Genomic DNA, 16222 nt, shown 5'->3' with positions numbered 1-16222 from the left:
GCCGCTGACGCTCACCAGCACCGGTGTCGAACCCGGTCGGCTCCCGAGCAAGGCCAACCGGGTCATCTCACCAAAGCCCCCGGATCACCCGGAGATCACCAACGATCAGGCGGTGACGAGATCCCAGGTGCCGTCCTGCGCCTGGGTGCAGGTGTACTGCGAGCCACCGGTCTTCGGCGACGCACCGTCGGCGGCACACGCCTCCTGGGTGGCGTAGTTGCCGATGTAGTCGCTGTGCACGACAACCGGGTGAGCGGAGGCGACACCGACACCGGCGGTGGCGACAGCCGCGCCGAGAATCCCGGCGGCAACGAGGGTCTTGATCATGAACACTTCATCCTTTCGATGTGGCGCGAGTTTCCGCGCCGCAGAGAGGGTATCGCCTCCGAACCGGTTTGTCGGAGTTCCGCGCCGAAGTCCACCCACCCCCCACGCGGTGCCAGTTACCAACCGGCACCGCCCGTTTCGAGTACTCACCATGATCAACTCGGATGTGGGGATCGATCCGAGTGCTCGGAGGTTAGTTCGGCGAGGGATCTGTATCGCGGGCCGTGCCACATCCCCTCCGCCTGAGCGCGAGGTGAGCCGCGCCGCCGCCCGCTCGCGCGGTGCCCGCTCGCGCCGCCGCTGCTGCTCGCGGCGGCCCACCGACGATTCGCACCCGGGCCTCGGCCCAGCTACAGCCGCCCCCGGAGCCCGAACACAGCAAGACCCGCCATCCGCTGCCACCCCGACCCGACGGGCATCTTTTGTCGCCACACCTCCGACTTGCTATCGTCCGGGGCATGCCCCTGTAGCTCAGTCGGTTAGAGCTGGGAACTCATAATTCCTCGGTCGCAGGTTCGAGCCCTGCCGGGGGCACGTACAGCATCTGCACAACCGGTGTCCGCCGTGTAGGCAGGCATTGGTTGTGCGGTATGTATGGTGTTGGTGATCCTTTCCGCCGCGTGGGCGATGTCGGGGAGTTGGTCAGCGGGCAGTGTGACGGTGATGGTGACTTGGTCTTCGTCGTCGTGCAACCGGACGGCGAGTCCGGTGATCTCGAACAATCTGCGTAGCAACGGTTCTGGCGCATGGGCGAGATTGAGCGCCAGGTAGGGCAGGGCGTCGAGGAGTGCGATGTCGGCGCTGCCGGGCCGGTGGGGTTCGGTGCCGTCGGCGGCGTCGAGTTGGGAGATGACGGCCAGCGCGGCGGTCTTCTCGGCATCGAGGTCGTTGTAGGTGCCGCGCAGCCTCTTGGTGAAGGGGTCGTCGGGGTCGCCGTCCTGGGCTTGCCGCAACACTGCATTCTGCCGCCGGGTCACATCTGCCACCACTCGTTGGAGCCGTTCCCGCTCGGCTTGACGATCCCGCACGGCCCGGTCGTCGAGACCGTCGAGGTCGGCCGCGAGGAGATCATGGCGGTGCGGGCCGAACACCCGGTCGGCGAAGAATCCGGTGATCGCGTCCAGGAGGGCGTCTTCGCGGAGGTAGACAGCTTTGGGGTGGCCGGCGTACTTGTCCGGGCGGCCCCGGTTGTTGTTGCGGGGGTAACACATGTAGTAACCGCTGTCGTGGCGATGGTTGCCGAACATCCGCCGTCCGCACCCGCAGAACACCATGCCGCGTAGCAGGTAGGTGCGGCGGGTCGCCGGGTGGGTGTTGGGAATGTTGCCGTCACGGGAACCGCGCCGGGCCGAGCGCCGAGCGGCGAGTTCGTCGTACATCCATTTCGGGATCAACGGCTCGTGCGCGGGCTCGGTCGACCACACCCACTTCACCGGATCGTTGACCTTCCCGTGCCTCGACCGCGACGCGCGCCGGTTGAACACCTGATACCCGGTGTATTTCGGGTTCTTCAGTATCTCGAACACGCTCGTCTTGCCCCAGGCGCCACGGGCGCGTTCGCGCCCGGGTGGCACAGGTGGGGGATATTTCACCGGGTCGGTGTTGAGGCGGTCGGCGATGGTGTCGTAGCCGAGACCTTCGTGGTAGCGCCACAACGCGATCTGGGTGACAGTTTCCCCGCGCACCCCGTCGGGCTCCAGCCGGGTCTTGGCCTGTCCCTTCGCTGCCTTGGTCGGGTTGGGATGCCGGTAGGTCTTCGCCTTGTACCCGTAGGGCGGTTTGCCGATGTTCCAGCCCTCACGCACATGGGTGCACAGTCCGCCCCAGGATTGTTCGAGAGTGTTGAGGACTTCGTATTCGGCCACGGACTGGTTGATCCGCCGTTGCAGGATCCGCTGGGCGCGGCTGCCGGTCAACGTGATCGGCTCGTTCGCGGCGAACAGCGGTACCTCGGCGGATTCGAGCTCACGTTCGATCGACAGGCCCTCGAAGGTGCGCCGGGCGACGCGGGAGACGGCTTCGCAGATCACCACGTCGAAGCGGCGGCCGGGGTGGGCGGCCTCGTCGCGGAGATCAGCGACACCGCCGTCTCGGGCGATCGGGATGGCGAAGCGTTCGTAGTCGCTGCCGTGGCCACGGTCGTCGAGTTCCATCCGGCCGGACTCGACGTCGTAGAAGTGCGCCACGATCACCCACGAGTCGGGGATCGCGGTCTTGCAGTTGTTCAGCTGCCGCAGCATCGACTGACGCGGGTCCTGCTGGTCCTCGGTGGAGGTGCGGCCCAGAAACGCCACCCGGACCTCGTCACGCAGCACCGCGACCGGAACACCCAGCGGGGACACCGCGTAGTCGGACAACCCCGACGGCCCCGACACGGGCACGGTCGCCGACAGGGATGCGGCCCGGTGAGCCAGTGCGGGGGCGGGCGGGTTCACGGGCGGATCGTCGGGGGTCATGCGGCTGCACCATCCTGCCTGGCATTATCGGATTGTTGTTGCACAGCCCACTCCAACAATTGCTGAGTGACATCGGCGAGTTCGCCACGCAATTGTTCGGCGCGGGGACCGTGAACATATCTGACACGACCGGCATAGTGCCGGTCGGCACTGCGTTTCCTGACCTGATCGTAGTGCCAAACCGGCTGTTCAGGATCGGTTTCATGGCGTTTTTCACGGTTATTGTCAAGGTTATTCCGGAGTGCTTTTCGCCGTAGTGGAATCACTACGGCGCCCGGGTTGTCGTCCGGGTTGCCGGGGGTGGTGTCGGGCGTGCGCATGGGTGCCTCCACTGCTCGCGGTCCCCTGCTTGTGGGAGGGTGTCGCGGGGTTGGTTGTGGTTGTTGCCGTTTCCCTGTGCCGCTTCGACTCCTCGACTGCCGTGGCACGCGTCGAGGCCAGCGATCACGCTGATGCAGTTGTGGTCCCAGCTTGACGAACCATCACCGGCCCCATACTCTCTACTGCTATTCTTGGGTCTGTTCTGTAGGCCCGGTCGACACACTGGGTCCTGCAAAATACCTCGTTGCGAGGGTTCTGTAAACCCCTTTCTAGCAACTTTTTCCGATTCTTCGCATCCGTGCTGGCTGCGGTCGCTCGCAGAGGTGCTGCCGAGACCGGCGAGCATGGTGCGGGACCGGGGTGTCTCGCTCATTTGCCTGGTCTCGGTGTCTCCGCGATGTTCTCGTGAACGCCGCTACGATGCGGAGGGCGCTGTCGGCGCGCGTCGCCCGCGGCAGAGCGCCGAGGACAAGACACGCAGGACATGGCAACCGGGAAACGGTTGGTTGTCGTCGGTGCTTACAAGCTCCTGAGGATCTCGGCATCTATGGGTGCGAGATAATCCCCTTTACGCTCCAACAGCTCAAACCGGCAATCCCGTCGAAGGGTGCATCATCGAAGGTGTTGACCCGAACCGTCTACGGGGAGGGGTGATGCCGTCCATGATTGGGTGATGGGGAAGAATCCCGCGCTGCTGAATCGGGCTCAGATCGCTGTCCTCGAATGGATCCTGAACGGGTGTCCCGACGGCGTGTTCACCGGCTATGAGCACCGGGCAACTGCCCGCCGCCTTGGAGCGCCGTGGTCTGGTCACCGTCAGAGGGAAGAGCCGGACCTGGACAGCGGCGATCACCGACGCCGGGCGGAAGTGGCATTCGGCACAGCCTGCCGGGCTGCTGCCCGATGAGTCGGACGCAGACCACCTGATCGCTCGTGTTCAGGCGGCGGGTGGGCGGCTTGTTCTGGAGAAGGATCACGATATCGTCGCATCTCACGAGCGGCTCGTTGCGATGAGCTTGAAGTCTCCGGCGCGACCGAGGGGCAAGAAACTGACCATTGTCTCGACAGGGCAATGGGGTTCCGGTCCGAAAGCGGTCGTATTCACCGAACACTTCGACGATCTGATCGACCCCCGTCCGGTACCCATTCCTGAGCACATCGCAAAGTACCATCCGGCTGTCAAAGCCTATGTGGCAGAAAAGGACTGGCACTTCGTTAGCGAAGACCACGTACTGCGCGCAGCACGGATCCTGCAGGCGATCGCCACCGAGGCAGGTGTTCGCGGCATAGATGCCACAACGGCAGCTGCCGCCGGCCAGGATGCGGACGTCCGCGGAAGGCGTTTCCTGAGTAATCCTCACCTGGTACTGCAGACATCAGCTGGGCCTTACCGTCTCCAGATCAAGGAGATCTCCGCTTCGGGCGCGCCACGAGTTGACCCAGGGGCGTGGCGGGAGCGTAAGCGACTGCCTGCGTGGATCAGGCACCGCGATTGGGAGTTCATCGGTACCGGAAAGCTGGAGTTGGTGGTCGAAGGACGAGGCAGTAGCCGCAACGGCGATCACTATCGTGACGCGAAAACCATCACAGTCGAGGACAAGCTCCCCGAGGTGTTCCGGGCATTCGAGATCCACAAGCTCCGCGCTGATTGGCAGGAGCAGCAACGCCAGCGTGAGGAGACTCAACGTCAGCATCGCTGGGAAGCGGCGATGGAAGTTGCGAGAGAACGCTACTTCGAGCAGGCGCGATGGGAGCACTTCAAGGGCTGCTCAGGCGAATGGCAGGCGGTCAACCGGCACCGCCGATTCCTTGCCGCAGCCAGGATATCCGCTGAAGAGTACGATGGCGGCGACCGCGACATTATTGTGCAGCGCCTCGATGATGCCGAACGACACCTGGACAGGCTGGACCCGATCCTCCAGCTATCACGTATCGCATCGAGCATACCGGATCCGAAGGCAGAGGACCTCAAACCCTTTCTTCAAGGCTGGAGCCCACATGGGCCGAACGGGTTGCGCTGGTAGTAGTATTCACGTAGACCACTGCAACTCAATCTAATTGAGCCTTCTTCAGTGGCTTGCGCAGCCATTTGACCGCGCTCGCCGATTGTCGTTGAATTCACAGCGAAAAAAGCGATAGTTGCTCTTGGTCGGGCACCTGGCGGCGGGAAGTTGATTGAGCCTGGGTGGGCGCTGAAAGCGTAGTCCGTCGAGACGTCTTGGTAGTCGGCCGAGGTTGAACACTGAATGGCTGGGTGTGTGCCCGCCGTGACTGATCGCTGTTTGGTATCGCGGTGGACTGCGACGCGCAGGTGGGGATATCGTCGGCAACCGTACGTGAAGAGAGTTGTTGGCCGCAGTGGATGCACTGTACCAGTTGCTGTTTCGCGTTCGGGCGCCGGAGTTGTGGTGCATCTTCGTAGGCGATTACATGGCCGACGTTCATGAACCGATTCTGAAGTTCGATCCAATGCAGTTGAGTGATTGCGGCCATGTCGATGGATGGGCGAGGCTTCGCTGGAGAAACGACTTTTTCACCAAAGGACGAGACGGATTCTGTCCAGTGTGTGCGCTTGTCCGGGTCGTGATCCTGCTCCGAGCTTCTGAGCACTCGGTTGTTTTCGTGTACGAACTCCACAGCCAATTCTTCCTTCAGGGCTGTAGGGATCGGTGGACCGTTCCCGGTTTGGTGGACACGAGGGTCGAAGCTGCCCGGTAGGACGGGAGTTCGGTGTTGGGATCGACGCGGCGTAGGTTTACTGATGAGTACAGGGCTCAGGCGGTAGGATTCGTCCGGGATGAAGGTCGGCCGGTGGCTGAGGTGGCGCGGAATATCGGTGTCCACGAGATGACGTTGAGGAATTGGTTGAAGAAGGCGAAGGAATCCGGTGGCGGTGATTCCGCTGATCGGGATTTGACCGACTCGGAGCGGGCCGAGTTGGAGCGTTTGCGTGCGGAGAACGCGGAGCTGAAGATGCAGGTCGCGTTCGCAAAAAAAGTTGCGACCTGGTTCGCGAAAGACCAGCGGTAAAGTTCGCTGCGATCGCGGGCTGGGTCGAGTCCGGGGATTTCGGTGTCGAATTCATGTGCCGGGAACTGGGTGTTTCCCGGTCGGGGTATTACGCGTGGCGTGGCCGGGCCGTGTCCGGCCGGGACCGGGAGGATGTCACGCTGACCGGGCTGATCGCGGCGATGTTCGAGAAGCTGCGCGGTAATCCGGGTGTGCGCCGGATCCATGCCGGCCTGGCGGTGGCGGGGTGGCGGGTGTCACGTAAGCGGGTGTGGCGGTTGATGCGGGCCGCGGGCCTGCAAGGACGACATCCGAAGTCGTTCCGGCGGACCACGATTGCGGGTACGCGACCGGTCGGCGCGCCGGATCTGATCGGCCGGGACTTCGCTACCGGGGGCGGTGCGGGCCGGCGCTGGTGTGGCGACATCACGTATGTGAAGACCTGGTCCGGGTGGGCGTACATGGCCACGGTGATCGATGTACACGACCGGTCGGTGATCGGGTGGGCCGTGGCGGATCATATGCGTACAAGCCTGGTTTTGGAGGCCCTGGATATGGCGCTCGGGCGTCGCCGGCCGGAGCCGGGTATCATTTTTCACAGCGACCGGGGAGCGCAATATACCTCACGAGAGTTCGACCGGTATTGCCGCCGGAACGGTATCCGCCGTTCCCTCGGTCGGACTGGATCTTGTTTCGATAATGCCGTATCGGAATCACTGTTCGCGACCTACAAGAAAGAGCTGATCCATACCCGTCCGTGGCCGACGGTCGAGGTTCTCCGGAAGGCGACGTTCGGCTGGATCGAGAACTACTACAACGTTCAGCGCAGGCATTCAGCTCTCAACTATTTGACACCAATGGAATATGCGTTAGGATTCAGGGAAATCAGTCAGATCGCGGCTTGATCCGGTGTCCATTCAACCGGGAACACTCCACGGGATGCCCTGCGAGGTCAGAGTGAGCTCGTCCAGCGAGCACCGGAGCGGTATCAGCTCATCGTGCATGCATGGCGGCAAGTGCCGGACCCGATGGACGATGTCGTCCTGAGTTGCTGGGTCGGGCCATAGAGTTCGATGTGGCGCGCCCACGAACAAGGTGACGGATTGTTGGTCAGGGTCGAAGGTCCACAGCTGCTGTCGAGGGTCGCCATCGCTGAGGACGATCCGGTGCGGTCGGATATCGGGGCGCCACAGCCAGACGTCGACCACGCCGTTGTGCTGGTAGTCACGGTGCCGGTTGACCCACTCGGCGTCGGACAGCGGATAGCCCTGGATCTCGATGGCGACCTTGTGCCCGTCGGCGAACACCATATGGACATCGGCACGGCGTTCGTGATTCGGTAACCACACCTCGTTGCGGACGTCTACCACGCCAGGTTGCCTCCGTGCCCATGCTGCCAGCATCGACTTGCTGGTCAGATGCCACATAGTCTCGGGGTTGTGCCGTCCTTCGGGCGGTGCGCAGCCTGAAGGGTGAGCGAAATGCGGTCGGCGTTGGCCGGCTACTCGGGCCTTGACGACGACGGAAACCCGCCGGTCGCGTTCGGCGTAGCAGAGAGCACATACCAGTGTCCGGTCACCGCTGAAGCTCTTTGCTCTAAGTTCTTGCACGCGTGGGTCGGCCGGATCCGTTGGCATGCAGACGTATTGCCTACATGTCAAATCGAGCGCGACCACGAGCTGTTCGGAGGAACCCACCTTGGAACACCTCTATCGAATAGGGTGGCGGGCCATCCGGCGATGGCCGGAAGGCTTTGGCGGGCTTCGCTATTCGAAGAGGTATGAGTTTCGGCGGGTGTGAGTAGAGGAGCCTCGAACGGCTGATGTCAGTACGAATATGTATCGCCGAGTATGTTCAGGGTGGGGTTGTTCATGCTGCGTGGCCCGCATCACCAGGATAGGGACATCTGGGGCGGTTGTCGACATCCGTTGTGGGCGGACTCATTTCGACAACGGGCTCGCTGATTGCCTGCTCCTGAGGTATGGGATGACGGCATAGTTGGTGGATGGAGGATGAGCAGGAACACGGATCGACGGTCTCGGTGCCGGGAGCGCGCGAGATCGACATCGATCCGCCGGTTCGCGTTCGCGCCGAGGGAATTTCGACAAATCAGTTGCTGTAACGGCCTGAGTTGCAAACGTCGGCGTTGGCATCTGGTGTTGACGGCTGGCCACTCGATGGCGACGAGGATAGGCTACTAAAACGCAACTGAAAATGACGCATGGTCAGCGTCGATCTGCCACTACCGTCGAGCCTTTCGAGTCGCGGCATACTGTTCTCCGGAAAAGTCCCCGGTCCATAAATCTTCATTTAGGAGTAACAGGACATCCCGTTCGGTATCTTTATTTAAAATGAGTTGGTTTCCGTCCATCAACTTTTCCGGATCGAGTCCGCGACTCTCCATCTTTTCTCGCAACACATCATTAGTAAGCTGATGTAAATATTCACTCTTCAAAATACTCTGCACGCGCCGCCTCATGACAGACGTTTGCCGAAGTCGATTGGATAGCCATTCGACACTTTCTGCCAATATCGGCAGGGCCTTACCTAAACTCTCGGCCCACTCGGATGTCTTGGCCAGCACAGCCTCACTCTCCTTGAATAAAGTCTCAAAATTCTTTTGATGGAGGATGTGTACCTGACTCGGCCTAATTATCACGTCGTAAAATGTATCGAATGCGAGTAGCGGCTTTTCTACGCGCGTCAGAGTTTGGTCAAACAAAGCGACCAGACTTTTCTTCGCCAACTGCACCGGGTTACCTTTTCTGACGAATGCAGTAAGCTTATCGGGATCATTTCCTATAACAAGTGCATAGAGCGCTATCGAGTGACTTCGGAGATCGTCATCGATAGCTTGTGACAATGAGGCTGCCTTGAAAATTGTGTCGAGAAGTGCCGTATCCAGCAGCTCTTCACGATCGGTGTCGAGATACGAGCACTCATCGTCTTGCTCGTCGCTTGGGTCGTATCGACGTCCTTCGGTACTATCGATCTTGTTGAGCGCCCCCATCGCGTATCGACGCAGACTGGATGTGACATCCCCGCCGGCTTTCAGTGCGCGTCCATGTGCGTTGCGGCCGGAACGCCATGCAACTACCAGTGTGGCCGTGTCTTCGTTACCAAACTCAAGCATTGTCAATGCCGGTATGCCCCTTTCGTCCCGTTCGATCAACGAGGACCCCGTCTCGAAATCGAGTCGCGGCCACGGATTGACCGATCTCGATCTTACGCCGGGTAATGAGATATGCTTCCAGACCGTTACTGTCAGTGATCTGCAGTACCCGATAGCCGAGAATGTACAGCATAGGGTTGATTTGGACCAGAGAAGAATGAAGGTAGATCGCTGCCGAAACAACGATGAAGGCGCAGTATGCAAGGATGTCTCGTAGATTCGGTGTGGTGACCGTTACGAATGGGAGCAGATAGGCACCCAGATATGCTCCGGCCTCCGTGCCAGCGTCTTTCACTTGCTGCAGGCGGTGTATCCCAGGTGTCGCTCGAGCATCGAGGACAAGCAGCAGTATCAGTGAGGTTGCTCCAAGTAGCGCCAGGATCGCACATCCCGCAAGGAGTGTGAGCGGCTGAAATCGGATCGCGAGCAGGGCAAACAACGGCGCATAACCCGACAAGAAAAGCAAAGGCTTGCCTAGCATGGTTCCCCCCGGCAGGTTGGTTTCCCGGCACTCGTCGTTGAGTCTGCCGCAGAGGACCGACACGAACGCCTGGTGTCAGGTACCCCCGTCGACATATCGGGCGCCGCTACACCCGAGGGCCGCGCCGTCACCGGATGGTGCAGCAGCCCCACCAGCGGGCAGTACACGGTAGTCCAAGCAGCCGGCGCCTGCCGGGATCCACATGACCAGAGACTGCTCACACATCTGTCTGCTGATCGAGCGCGGCCTCGTAGAAGGCGTCTGCGAGCGCAATTATGACAGCGCTGATGCCAGGGCCGTCGCTGAAGAAGTAGTCGGCCATGGTGTTGTGGGCCTCCTGGTTGTCGATGACCGCGTCAGTGACCGCTGCTTGGAAGTCCTGCGATTCCATGAACTGCTTCTTCGAGTTCACCTTGGTCTGGTTGACCAAGTCTGGGTAGGCGAGCAGCCGCTGCACCAAGCCTTGCACGAACTCACGGACCTGCGATGCGGTGAACGATTCGGCGCCGAAGAGGTCGTTCATCTTGTCGATGACTACCTGTAGTGCGACATACTTCGGCTCTTTCCGGGTGCCGGTGCCCGCGGCGCCGATGCCCTTGAGCTCACCGTCACCGGTCAGCGAGATGTCGACCGCAGTCCCCTTGGTGTGCTTGACCCCGACCAGGACCACGTCGGAAAGATCGACCTCCGCGGCCCAGGAGGAGTCCGCGATGACCTTCTCCAGCAGCCGCAGAAAGATCGATAGCATCTCCATGTACGGGTCGCCATAGTCGACGATTTGGCTCATGAAGTCGTAGAGCCGGACGTAGGTGGAGACGTCCTTGCGGAACAGGTCGAGGGTGTTGAGGGTGACTTTGTCGTCGGCCTCGATCGCTGCCGCGTAGCGGCGGGCGAAGTCGTTCTTGGCCGGGCTGATCGCGGCCGAGAGCGCGTTGTTGCCCTTGCGAGTGACCCACAGTTCGGCGACCTCACGAACCTGTTCCGGCGTATAGATCCCGGCCTGGGCGAGCTTTGTGGCGAGGTGGACGACAACGTATGGATCGGTCTCCATCTCCAGGGTGGCATTAGTGAAGTACGGCTCGAACGCAGCCTGGATATCTTCAGGCTCGTTCACGAAGTCGATGACGAACGTCTTGCGCTTCTGCTCCCCACCCGCAGTACGATGGGTGCGATTGAGCCGGGAAAGCGTCTGCACGGCAGTAACGCCAGAGAGCTTCTTGTCGACGTACATCGCTGAGAGCAGCGGCTGGTCGAACCCTGTCTGGAACTTGTTGGCGACTAGCATGATCTTGTACGTCGCACCCTTGAAGGCGGCGGCCAGGTCTGAGCCGGCGCCAGGGTTCAGGTTAACCTCGGTGAACTCGTCGTCCTTGCTCGGCTGCGGCCCCCAGTCTGAAGCCCACTTCTCGTCCTCAGCCATCGTCACCGAGCCGGAGAAGGCGACCAAGGTGCGGTAGTTGTATGAGGCGTCCATCGCGGCCCGTTTGGCGATGTAGACATCGATCGCTTTCTTGTATTTCACCGCAGCCTTGCGCGAGTCGGTCACGACCATCGCCTTCGCCTTGCCCTCCAACAGGTGGGCGACGTTGGCGTGGAAGTGCTCGACGATGATCTGCACCTTCTGGCTGATGTTGGTCGGATGCAGTTTCACCCATCGCATCAGCCCCTTACGTGCCGCGACCTCCTCCACCTCGCCGTCGCCGCTCTCGGCCTTGCCGGCGATCTTCAGTGCGGTGTCGTAGGTCTGGTAGCCCTTGAGCACGTCGAGGATGTAGCCCTCCTCGATCGCCTGCCGCATCGAGTAGAGGTGGAACTCGACCGGCTTGCCGTCAGGACCTTTGCGACCGAAGAGCTCCAGGGTCTTGTTCTTCGGTGTCGCGGTGAATGCGAAGTAGGAGATGTTCTCCGATTCGGCCCGCTCGGTCATCTCCGAGGCCAGGATCGCCTCGACGTCGACCGCACCGCCCTCCTCGATCTCCTTGAGCTCTTCCGCGGTCAGCACAGCCTTGAGCTTGGAGGAGATCTGGCCGGACTGTGAGGAGTGCGCCTCGTCCGCGATCACCGCGAACCGGCGCCCCCTCAACGACGAGTCGGCCCGGATCTCGTCGAGGGTGAACGGGAACGTCTGCACCGTCACCGCGATGATCAGTTCCCCGTTCTTCAAAGCTGTTGCCAGCAGCCCGGATTTCGACTTCGCTCCCGCTTTGCGAACATCCTCCAGGCTGATCGTGGCCACGATCTTCCCCGACCCGTCGATCTGCCGGATCGCCTCCTGCAGCTGCCCGTCAAGCACGGTGCGGTCCACGACCACGATCACCGAGTCGAAGACCTTCTCGTCCCTCACGTGCAGCCGCGCTAGTCGATGCGCGGTCCAGGCGATGGTGTTCGTTTTCCCCGACCCTGCCGAGTGCTCGATCAGATAGCGATGCCCCACCCCCTCCTCGCTCACTCCAGCCACGATGTTCGTCACGGCCTCCCACTGGTGAAACCGAGGGAACAGCATGCTCGTACGCCGCACCGACGTCCCAGTTGCAACATCCCACTCCTGCTTGGTCTCCACGATCATCAGCCGGCCGATGATATTGAGCCAGGCATCCTTCTCCCAGACCCGATCCCACAGGTACGCCGTTGCCGACTTTCCCTCGGCACCAGGCGGGTTGCCCGCACCACCATCGTGACCGATGTTGAACGGCAGGAACTGCGTCTTCTCCCCCTCAAGTCGGGTGGTCATCGCAGCCAGATCGTTGGAAACCGCGAAATGCACCAGCGCGCGATGCCCGAACGACAACAGCGGCTCCGACCGCCCGTTGGTCAGCGGATGCCGGCTCTTGCGGTACTGATTGATCGCGTCATCGAGGGACTGGGTGAAGTCGGTCTTCAACTCGACGGTGGCGACCGGCAGCCCGTTGACGAAGAAGACCAGATCGATGCTGCGCTGGTCAGCGGTGGAGAAATGCACCTGCCGCATCACCCGCACCCGCATCGCCGCGTACTGCTCGTTGGTGGTCGCGTTCAGGCTGGTCTCGGGGCGGAACTGGGCCATCTTTAGTCGGCCACCGCCGATGTAGTGCACCCCGTTGCGCAGGATATTCAACGTCCCTCCGCCGTGTTCGAGAGGCTTGTCGAGCGCCGTGGTCAGCACGTCGAGGAACTTCGCCTTCGAGCCTGCGGCTTTCAAAGCCTTCTCGTACGCCGGCTGCTGGGTCTGTTCCAGCCAAGCGAACAGATCCTCGGGGAAGAACGCCCGCTCCCGGTCGTAGCCAGCGTCGTCCGCCGAGTACAGCCACCCGTGGGCGTTCAAATACGCACAGATCTCGGACTCGAAGACAGCCTCGTTGTGGTCGGCTATCACATCATCTCCTGCACGTCGATCTGACCAGTCACCGCCGCCGTGATCAACGCCGACCGACGCTCGCGGGCGAGCTCGATGAACCGCCGCGTCTCGGCGATCAGCGCGTCGATCTTCGCGGTTTGCTCGTCGAGGTATGTCGCAATGGCCTGCTGCTCGTCGAGTGGCGGGAGATGAAGTTCGATTTCCCTCAGCTTCTCGCCAGTGAGGTGAACGAATGAGACCGACCCGTAATGATTGGCGTAGTAGGCAGACTCGTAGAGGCGGAGCATCGACCAATATACGAACCGAGCATCCACCCGTGGCCCGACCCGCAGGCGGTTGACGGTCTTCTGGAAGGCGATCCCCGGTGCCGACTCGACCATGAACCCTGGACGACCCACCGTGGCGCCGCCCTCGATTAAGAGAACGTCGCCCGCGCGGAGGTCGAAAACTTCCATCTCTGCGTCGGAAAACGGCATCTCGTTGAGGTCCACGAGGTTCACAGAGCCGTCTGCACGAACATCCGCCGCCCGGACGTACGCCCTTGGCTGGTCTCCATCGCGTATCGCACGGCCCGCGTCGAGCATCTTCCCCAGGCTGGTCTCACCGATGTGCTTGATCCTGTGACATGTCCACGAGTCGGTCGGTGCCAAGGCTGATGAGATGACTGCTGCCCGCCGTTCGCTGAGCATCCCGATCAGCTGCTGCTGCTCCTCGATAAGCGTGTCGATACGGGCGGTCTCGCGGTCGAGGTAGTCGGCGATTGCGCACTGCTCGTCCAGCGGAGGAACAAGCCACGGCGCGTCGGCCAACTCTTCGCGGTTGACCTTCGGCATCTTGACGCGCATTGAGATGATCGTCGCAAATGTGTGGAACGGCCGCGCCAAGAAGTAGTAGAGAGCGAATCGCGGCTCGACCTTATCGGCGAATGATATGCCGTACATATCGGCGCTGCATAGCGCTTCCGTCTCAGCGATCGCCGCCTTGTTGAGCGCTGGCCGGATCTTCGAATACACGAGTTGTCCCTGCGCGACGAGGTACTTACCGCTGTCGGCGCCCTGCTCTTCTGCCGTTTCGACGCCGATGATTTTGCCCGTGTTGCTCTCGATGTGGTTGGGAGCAATCAGCGTCATCCTGCTCCACGGCTCTTCGCGAGGGTCTACCTGCCCGCCGTTGATCACCGCCTCAAAGCGGAAACGGCTGACCTCCCAATGCGCTGGCACCTCGCCCAGCCACGGGGAGTTTGTTGGCTTCATCTCGGCATAGAACTTCATCAGTCCTCGACCTCCCGCAGCAGATCGAGGATCTTGGCGACCTGCTTCTCCAGATCGGCATCAATCTCGGCGAGGGAACGCGGTGGGATGTACTTGTAGAAGTGGCGGGTGAAGGGAATTTCGTAGCCAGTCCTGATCTTGCCCCAGTCAATCCAGGCGTCGGGCACATGGGGCTTCACCTCGGCGTCAAAATACGCCCGGATGACCTCGACTCTACTGGCCGCGCCAGCTGTCGAGCCGCCATAGGTAAACGGGACGTTCTCAGTATCGCGCTTCTTCGTGTCCGGCTTGGGCTTGCCTTTGCGGTCGACGACGGGGTTGCCGGACTCATCAAGGAGCGGGCGCTCGACAGTGATGGTCCAGTAGCCGAACTCGTCGTTGCGGAGCACCTTGGAATAATCCGGATCGGCGTCGGTGAAGTCGGTGTACAAACGCACCACCTTGGCGCGGTCACCCTTGCTGAGCTCACGGTTCTTTGCGCCGAGGTTCTTACGCATCTTGGTCCAGAACGACGTGCCGTCGATGAGTTGGACCAGGCCCTGGCGATCGGGACGCTTGGTGTTGTCGAGAATCCAGATGTAGGTGGCGATACCGGTGTTGAAGAACATGTTTGTCGGCAGCGCGACGATGGCATCAACGAGATCGTGCTCCAGCAGCCACTTGCGAATGTTGGAGGGGCCGGACTCGGTGGCACCGTTGAAGAGCGGCGAGCCGTTCATGACGATGCCTACTCGGCCGCCGCCGTCCTCGCGGGCGCGCATCTTGTGAGCCAGGTGGAGCAGAAACAGCATCTGCCCATCCGAGGTCGCCGGTAGGCCAGGGGCGAACCGGCCATAAGGACCCGCTTCGTTGTGCTCTTTCGTGATTGCCTTGGCATACTGCTTCCAGTCAACGCCGTACGGCGGATTGGACATGCAGAAGTCGAACTGGCGGCCCCTGAACGCGTCATCGGTGAGCGTGTTACCGAAGGCGATGTTGGTCGCGTCGTGTCCCTTGGCCAGTAGATCCGATTTGCAGATCGCGTACGACTGCGGGTTGTACTCCTGGCCGTACAGGCTCAGCTTCGCGTCGGGATTCTGTGCGAGCAGGTGCTCCTCGGCCAAGGCGAGCATGCCGCCGGTGCCCGCGGTCGGATCGTACAGCGTGCGGACGATGCCAGCCTCGGTCAGGTCGGCGTCCTTCTCGGCAAAGAGCAGGTCGACCAGCAGCCGGATCGCGTCCCGCGGGGTGTAGTGGTCACCGGAGGTCTCGTTCGCGGCCTCGTTGAACTTGCGGATGATGTACTCGAACGCATCACCCATATCGGCGTTGGAGACAACGTCCGGATGCAGGTCGACGGCCTTGAAGGACTTGACGACCTCACGCAGCAGCTCCGCCTTCTCCAGGGCGAGGATCTCCTTCTTGAAGTCGAAGTACTCGAACACATCGACATCAGGCGAGAACCGGTCGATGTAGTCGGCAAGGTTGTCCGCCAGCCCGTCAGCGTCAGCCAGCAGATTGGCGAAGGAGTAGTTCGAGGTGTTGTAGAACGGCCGCCCAGTGGCCTTCTTGACCTCGATCTTGAGCCGGTTGGGGTTGTCGTACTTCGCCGCCAGCTCGCGCACAATCTCCAGGTCGGGTTCGAGGATGCAGTCTAGGCGCCGCAGGATCGTGAGCGGGAGGATCACGTTGCCGTACTGGTTGGGGCGGTAGGGACCCCGAAGTTGGTCGGCAATCGACCAAATGAAGCTACCGAGGGTGCTCACACGGCTCCTTACAGGGCTCACTCGACGATGGATGTTGGACGCCCAGCGCGAGCCCGTGCGCGCCGTCCGAACAGGCGCACAGTCTGCAGCAGCCGGTGCGTCACGA

General features: G+C 61.5%; 13 protein-coding genes, 1 tRNA gene and 1 pseudogene. 5 read left to right on the top strand and 10 right to left on the bottom strand.

The genetic code is table 11. The features are described 5' to 3' along the window. Nucleotides 1-105 precede the first annotated feature (105 nt). Complete coding sequence (locus tag G361_RS44055) at nucleotides 106-327, bottom strand: hypothetical protein (RefSeq protein WP_036495210.1); 222 nt, start codon at nucleotides 325-327, stop codon at nucleotides 106-108. Between the two features lie 460 nt (nucleotides 328-787). Between G361_RS44055 and G361_RS0118415 the strand changes: the two genes are divergently transcribed. Then, nucleotides 788-861 (top strand) — tRNA-Ile (locus tag G361_RS0118415). 212 nt (nucleotides 862-1073) lie between these two features. Continuing rightward, nucleotides 1074-1610: a hypothetical protein gene (locus G361_RS51005; protein WP_026343189.1), complete on the top strand. Its 537-nt coding sequence runs from the start codon at nucleotides 1074-1076 to the stop codon at nucleotides 1608-1610. Here G361_RS51005 and G361_RS51835 read toward each other — a convergent pair. Beyond that, nucleotides 1497-2480 (bottom strand): annotated as a pseudogene (locus tag G361_RS51835) (recombinase family protein); the annotation flags it as partial. The gene G361_RS51005 and the pseudogene G361_RS51835 overlap by 114 nt on opposite strands. 299 nt (nucleotides 2481-2779) lie before the next feature. Next, nucleotides 2780-3103 (bottom strand): hypothetical protein, encoded by a 324-nt coding sequence (locus G361_RS49520; RefSeq protein WP_155981498.1) that lies wholly within the window; start codon nucleotides 3101-3103, stop codon nucleotides 2780-2782. A 765-nt stretch (nucleotides 3104-3868) separates the two neighbouring features. Between G361_RS49520 and G361_RS49515 the strand changes: the two genes are divergently transcribed. After that, nucleotides 3869-5128, top strand: coding sequence for a hypothetical protein (locus G361_RS49515; protein WP_155981497.1), 1260 nt, complete (start codon nucleotides 3869-3871; stop codon nucleotides 5126-5128). 94 nt (nucleotides 5129-5222) lie between these two features. Here the strand turns inward: G361_RS49515 and G361_RS49510 are convergent, their stop codons facing one another. After that, a complete protein-coding gene (locus tag G361_RS49510) occupies nucleotides 5223-5741 on the bottom strand; it encodes a hypothetical protein (protein ID WP_155981496.1) in 519 nt (172 codons plus the stop codon). 93 nt (nucleotides 5742-5834) lie between these two features. Between G361_RS49510 and G361_RS50390 the strand changes: the two genes are divergently transcribed. Further along, a complete protein-coding gene (locus G361_RS50390; RefSeq protein WP_196814393.1) occupies nucleotides 5835-6134 on the top strand; it encodes a transposase in 300 nt (99 codons plus the stop codon). Further along, nucleotides 6110-7018: an IS3 family transposase gene (locus G361_RS0118380; protein ID WP_196814543.1), complete on the top strand. Its 909-nt coding sequence runs from the start codon at nucleotides 6110-6112 to the stop codon at nucleotides 7016-7018. Before G361_RS50390 ends, G361_RS0118380 begins: the two co-directional genes overlap by 25 nt. A 12-nt stretch (nucleotides 7019-7030) precedes the next feature. On the opposite strand, the gene G361_RS48405 is transcribed toward G361_RS0118380, so the two are convergent. From G361_RS48405 to G361_RS0118355, 6 genes are all read right to left on the bottom strand, one after another. Then, nucleotides 7031-7810, bottom strand: a complete 780-nt coding sequence (locus G361_RS48405; RefSeq protein ID WP_081635418.1) for a competence protein CoiA family protein — start codon at nucleotides 7808-7810, stop codon at nucleotides 7031-7033. A 545-nt stretch (nucleotides 7811-8355) separates the two neighbouring features. After that, the gene (locus G361_RS49505) at nucleotides 8356-9285 is read right to left on the bottom strand and encodes a Kiwa anti-phage protein KwaB-like domain-containing protein (protein WP_155981495.1); all 930 of its coding nucleotides are present in this window, start codon (nucleotides 9283-9285) and stop codon (nucleotides 8356-8358) included. After that, nucleotides 9239-9829 carry a hypothetical protein gene (locus G361_RS49500; protein WP_155981494.1) on the bottom strand — a complete coding sequence of 197 codons (591 nt, stop codon included), beginning with the start codon at nucleotides 9827-9829 and terminating at the stop codon, nucleotides 9239-9241. Before G361_RS49500 ends, G361_RS49505 begins: the two co-directional genes overlap by 47 nt. A gap of 154 nt (nucleotides 9830-9983) precedes the next feature. Next, the gene (locus G361_RS0118365; protein ID WP_026343187.1) at nucleotides 9984-13115 is read right to left on the bottom strand and encodes a type I restriction endonuclease subunit R; all 3132 of its coding nucleotides are present in this window, start codon (nucleotides 13113-13115) and stop codon (nucleotides 9984-9986) included. Further along, the gene (locus G361_RS47030; RefSeq protein WP_019928569.1) at nucleotides 13115-14371 is read right to left on the bottom strand and encodes a restriction endonuclease subunit S; all 1257 of its coding nucleotides are present in this window, start codon (nucleotides 14369-14371) and stop codon (nucleotides 13115-13117) included. The genes G361_RS0118365 and G361_RS47030 overlap by 1 nt, the downstream gene beginning before the upstream one ends. Then, entirely contained in the window at nucleotides 14371-16116 is a 1746-nt protein-coding gene (locus G361_RS0118355; protein WP_026343186.1) for a class I SAM-dependent DNA methyltransferase, read from the bottom strand. The genes G361_RS47030 and G361_RS0118355 overlap by 1 nt, the downstream gene beginning before the upstream one ends. Nucleotides 16117-16222: the final 106 nt, after the last annotated feature.

This window comes from Nocardia sp. BMG111209 (assembly GCF_000381925.1).
Taxonomy (GTDB): Bacteria; Actinomycetota; Actinomycetes; order Mycobacteriales; family Mycobacteriaceae; genus Nocardia.
This window is presented reverse-complemented; position numbering and strand designations above follow the sequence as displayed.

What these genes read in the sequence shown, in the direction of transcription:
- G361_RS44055 (WP_036495210.1), bottom strand. Translation starts at nt 327, where the DNA reads ATGATCAAGACCCTCGTTGCCGCCGGGATTCTCGGCGCGGCTGTCGCC.
- G361_RS51005 (WP_026343189.1), top strand. Translation starts at nt 1,074, where the DNA reads ATGGGCGAGATTGAGCGCCAGGTAGGGCAGGGCGTCGAGGAGTGCGAT.
- G361_RS49520 (WP_155981498.1), bottom strand. Translation starts at nt 3,103, where the DNA reads ATGCGCACGCCCGACACCACCCCCGGCAACCCGGACGACAACCCGGGC.
- G361_RS49515 (WP_155981497.1), top strand. Translation starts at nt 3,869, where the DNA reads ATGAGCACCGGGCAACTGCCCGCCGCCTTGGAGCGCCGTGGTCTGGTC.
- G361_RS47030 (WP_019928569.1), bottom strand. Translation starts at nt 14,371, where the DNA reads ATGAAGTTCTATGCCGAGATGAAGCCAACAAACTCCCCGTGGCTGGGC.